The organism is Psychrosphaera haliotis, assembly GCF_039523615.1.
GTDB classification, from domain to species: Bacteria; Pseudomonadota; Gammaproteobacteria; order Enterobacterales; family Alteromonadaceae; genus Psychrosphaera; species Psychrosphaera haliotis.
Map to the genome: position 1 here is coordinate 1 of NZ_BAAAFQ010000008.1, position 4,682 is coordinate 4,682.

7 protein-coding genes are annotated in these 4,682 nt (G+C 36.2%); all 7 read left to right on the forward strand.

All coding sequences use genetic code 11. The features are described from left to right. Positions 1–144 precede the first annotated feature (144 nt). The 7 genes from ABD009_RS12100 (at position 145) to ABD009_RS12130 (ending at position 4,460) form a co-directional block, all read left to right on the forward strand. Positions 145–699, forward strand: coding sequence for a hypothetical protein (locus ABD009_RS12100; RefSeq protein WP_343825747.1), 555 nt, complete (start codon positions 145–147; stop codon positions 697–699). 111 nt (positions 700–810) lie between these two features. Continuing rightward, on the forward strand, positions 811–1,248 hold the full coding sequence (locus ABD009_RS12105; protein ID WP_343825749.1) for a hypothetical protein: 438 nt from the start codon (positions 811–813) through the stop codon (positions 1,246–1,248). Between the two features lie 114 nt (positions 1,249–1,362). Continuing rightward, positions 1,363–1,662: a hypothetical protein gene (locus ABD009_RS12110; protein WP_343825751.1), complete on the forward strand. Its 300-nt coding sequence runs from the start codon at positions 1,363–1,365 to the stop codon at positions 1,660–1,662. Between the two features lie 109 nt (positions 1,663–1,771). After that, positions 1,772–2,242 carry a hypothetical protein gene (locus ABD009_RS12115; RefSeq protein WP_343825753.1) on the forward strand — a complete coding sequence of 157 codons (471 nt, stop codon included), beginning with the start codon at positions 1,772–1,774 and terminating at the stop codon, positions 2,240–2,242. Between the two features lie 78 nt (positions 2,243–2,320). Then, a complete protein-coding gene (locus ABD009_RS12120) occupies positions 2,321–2,785 on the forward strand; it encodes a hypothetical protein (RefSeq protein ID WP_343825755.1) in 465 nt (154 codons plus the stop codon). Between the two features lie 923 nt (positions 2,786–3,708). Further along, entirely contained in the window at positions 3,709–4,032 is a 324-nt protein-coding gene (locus ABD009_RS12125) for a hypothetical protein (protein ID WP_155695251.1), read from the forward strand. A 152-nt stretch (positions 4,033–4,184) separates the two neighbouring features. After that, the gene (locus tag ABD009_RS12130; protein WP_343825758.1) at positions 4,185–4,460 is read left to right on the forward strand and encodes a hypothetical protein; all 276 of its coding nucleotides are present in this window, start codon (positions 4,185–4,187) and stop codon (positions 4,458–4,460) included. The last annotated feature ends 222 nt before the right edge of the window (positions 4,461–4,682 follow it).

Below are 4,682 nucleotides of genomic sequence, written 5' to 3' on the forward strand. Positions count from 1 at the left end.
GGTTTTCTGAATATTAAACGTTGGCTAGTGATAGTTAACAAGTGGTTCAAGAGGGTCTCGTAAAAGCTTGCTCGAGCCTTCGGCAAACAGTTTAGCAAGCTAAAACTCGCCTCTTAACCAGGCGTTAGGGCTAAAGGATAAATCGTGGCTAAACTTCCAGATGGATTTGAAAAAGAATATTTATCACTGCTTCAGCCAATTACATCTGAAGAGACTATCAAAAATAGAAGAAATTTGTTTGTTGCTTCATTTGTTATTTTGTCTGTTTACTCTTTAGGTAAATCTTTAACTGATGTAAAAGTATTAGGGTTAAACCTTCAGGGCTCTAATGCAAATGCATTGTTCATTCTGGCAATAGCTATTTTGATTTTTTGGACATTTATGTTTGTTATTCATGCAGTGAAAGACTTTGAAATTAATCAAGAAAGAAAGTATTTATTAGACGCCCATGTAGATTCTGTAAAAAGCAGAATTGAAAATATGAGAGAAAAAGTCGATATCACCCATTCTAGTTATGAGTTTTCTAGCGCGAAAGGACAATTGGCAATATACCAAAATCAACAAGATAGAATTAAAAAAGCACTAAAACTATCAAAGTTAACTTTTATTATTGAGTATGGTCTGCCAATTTTATTAGCACTTATTTCTTTATGTTTAATTATAAATAATGCCTATAACGTGTGGAGTTTTTCCCCCTAACAAGTCGCTCAAGGAAGGACGTAAAACGCTTGGTTTGCGCTCATTCTTCGCTAATTATAACCAAGCATTTTGCGCCTCTTAGCGAGGCGTTATGTGTCAGGGAGAGTTCGGTTGAAAATTCTAATATTTTTGTTTTCTTTGATTTCCTTCAGTTCTATAGCATGTAGTTGTATGGGTTATGACATTGAAGAAGCCTTTAAAGATTACCCTGTCGTTTTCTCTGGGACTGTCGAAACGATTGACACCATAAAAGTAAAAGAAGATGGCTGGTTAGAATACTCCAAATTGAAAGCCGTAACATTAGTCGTAGATCGCAGTTATAAAGGCATGACTGCTGAAAGAATCAAGGTTACAACAAGAATGGACTCTGCAGCATGCGGTTTTCCGTTCGAAGAAAATGTTAAATATGTAGTGTTTGCTATCCCTGATGACAATGGACTTCATGTTGGTTCTTGTGGGCCGACCATTCATATGAAAAAGCGAGAAGAATACTATGAGATGGAGCGCCTAAGGGTTATAAACTTTTTATCTAAGCAAATTGACACATAACAAGTGGTTAAAGAAGGTCTCGTAAAAGCTTGCTCGAGCCTTCGGCAAACATTTTAGCAAGCTAAAACTCGCCTCTTAACCAGGCGTTATATTTCCAGTGGAGTTTTATAAAAAATGGAATTATCAGACAAAGAAATTGGATTAGTTAAATCAGCTATCCGAGAACGGAAGTCCAAACGTCTTGTACAGCTTTTCCTCTTAGTACTTATGCTCATAACTGTTCTTTGTATGTACTTAGGCTACATTGACTCAACGGAGTTTGCTTACGCGGCATTTGCTCTTATTATTGCAACGATGTCTCACAACTATCATTATAAGTCAGCAAGTTATGACCAGTTATTAGATATTCTTAGTAAACGTATTCCTGATAACAGTATCGAGGGTCAAGCAAGCTCATTGCAAAAAGAAATATAACAAGTGGTTCAAGAGGGTCTCGTAAAAGCTTGCTCGAGCCTTCGGCAAACAGTTTAGCAAGCTAAAACTCGCCTCTTAACCAGGCGTTAGCTTTCTAGTGTGACTAAGCATGAAACCCAAATATATATCAGTATTAATAGTAATTTTTGTTTTCTCGCAGATAGGTTGGACGTTCTACGAGCAGCATAAAGCTAGTGAAATGTTGTCTGAGATTTCAAAAACTTCTCATGACGAAATTAATTCGATTATGATTAGGAATCCCACATTGGGTAAGTGGGTTGTGTTACAACATGTGCCTGAAACGATACATAACACGCTATTTTCAGCTTTATCTAATAGTAAAGGTGCTATGGGATACAGAACTATCACCCCGTATGAAAACCTTGTTGTTAGGATAAAGACAGAGGATCGTGTATTAGACTTTGATTTTCTTTATCACAAACAAGAAGGTAAATGGGTCAAATTTGATCTGGTGAGTCGCGATTACTTTGGAGCTAGCAGTTTTACTCAAGAGCATTATGGTAGTTTTAAATCAAAAGACCTTGTTGAGTTTTTACAATTTGTTGAAAACGAAAGCTAACAAGCCAAGTCAGCGGGAATTTTACTCGCTGAAAAACACTCATAAAATCCCCTGCTTGGGGCGTTATGAGGGCACAATGTGAAACTCAGTATTCATCACTTTAAAATGCTGATATTCCCTTCTTTTTGGTGGAATGCTTTTTCTTTAGCAGTTAAAGCACATTGGATCTATTTAGTGGTTTTCTCTTTTATTTTTAACGGTAGCTCTCTGTTTCGAGGTGAACTATCGGAGTTTATTTTTTCAGGTGCTTTGGCTTCTTTAGTTATTAGCATATTGTTTATTATTTATGTCGCATTCAATTTTATAATTAAAGTATTTAAAGACACTAGTTTTCGAGCCAATCTATCCTCTAAACCATGTGTAGATACTGCGAGAGAGATACTTGGAATTAAAATTGATGAGCCTCAAATTACTGAGTGCAATTCATTGAGTAAGGATTTACCGGATATAACATCAAAATTAGGTTTTACATTTATTATATGTATGGGTCTTGTTACTATCTTTGGGCTTTTATATATCTCGTATTTGGTTGCTAATAAATAGTTGCCAGCCCTCATAACAAGTGGTTAAAGAAGGTCTCGTAATAGCTTGCTCGAGCCTTCGGCAAACAGTTTAGCAAGCTAAAACTCGCCTCTTAACCAGGCGTTATATTTCTTGGATACTGCAAACAAAGGAGCTGTACTTGAAACCTTTTAATAACATTAACTCTAAAAACCTAGCCTTGTTGCTGTTTTTGGCCAGAACATTTGCCTATATGGGCTTTATTTTGTTTTTTGTCGCAGTTGTATTATTTGTATATATGACGCTCACATCAGATGCTTNCCAATTAAGATGGGACTTGCTAACAGCTTGCTCGGTTCCGCTTCGCTTCACATTTTAGCAAGCTATTATCAGCCCCTTATTGGGGCGTTATGAGCATTAGTAAGGGTCAGAGTTATTTTTTCAGGCTTATTAAATTACCTAAAAGAAACAAAAGGAATGCCTAAGTTGTTTCGCTTTCAGCATATACTGAACTCGATGACTTACTCGTTATTGTTAATTTTTGCCTTTTGGCCGTGGCCTAGTGCAACCTACTCGCTCAACGGAAGAGACCTTAATTATCAAGAGTTTTGGTCAACTGGTTTAGCACCAGCATTTTTAGTATTTAGCCTATTGATGGTCTTGGTCTGTGCTGCTTGTGTAAACCGACATTGGATAGGACGGTTAGGTGTGTTTCTGTATTGGTCTTTAATAATTGCATTTTTGTTTTTCTATAGCGTTGTAGGAATAATAATAGGCTTACTGTTAATTGCCGCATGGGCTTACTATGTTTTCGGTAGTGATATTGTGAGATTATACTTCACAGGAAAATGCACATAACAAGTCATTAAAGAAAGACTCGTCACGGCTTGCTCGAGTTCCTGCGTCACTTAGTTTAGCAAGCCTAAACTCGCTTCTTAATGAAGCGTTATACAGCATGGGTGTATATGGACATAAAAGAGTATATTGAACGCTTCGAGGAAATTTCCGAACTAAGTAGGGATAAACAATTCTCCATACTTGAACAGGCTCGAGACGAAATTCAATCAAATACTTCATTGCCTAGTTTTGCGGTTATTGCAATCATTGTCCGAGTAAGTTGCATATCTTTATTTTTAGGCGCCGGTTATTATCTCTGGGGTCTTTCGACTTTTACGTTTGTTCTTTCGGTGTTTTTAGGATTAGTGTTTTCCCGAATTATTGTTTCAGAAATTAATGACCGTTTAATGCTGATAGGCCTTAAGCGTGTGCTAAATAAAAAAGCCGTATAACAAGTGGTTAAAGAAGGTCTCGTAAAAGCTTGCTCGAGCCTTCGGCAAAAAGTCTAGCAAGCTAAAACTCGCCTCTTAACCAGGCGTTATTGCCACTTGAAAAATCCATTGATTCCCTCACATATATTTAATAATTATCAAGGAGTTTTTCGATGGACATTCTGTGTAAAGTCACGGCTGCAGATTTTTTTTATTACTTTTCTCTAATTTCTGTTTGTTTTGTAATTATCAAAATATTAGTAAACCTTGTTGTTTGGAGTAAAAAAATGTCAAAGGGAGCTGTTTTCTTTTTGGCAATCTTTCCGATAATTTCAATTTTTCCAATACCTCAGCAAGAAATAAAGAAAATCGAAAATATAAAAAAGGAATACATAAAGAAAGTAGATGAGAATGGTGAGCCTTTAGATGACAACAATGATGATGAGTAGTAGCAATAACAAGTCAATTAAGCAGGACTAAAATCAATTGGTTTACAACGCAAACACCGCTAAAGTATAACCAATTAATTTTTAGCCTCTTATTGAGGCGTTATAATTCTCATTAGAGTTTGGCTTATTCCGCAAGTTACATTACACTTTATTGTACAAGCAAAAGTACATCGAGAGTATTATGAGTAGAATTCACTTTGACCAAGATATACAACCCCTTTC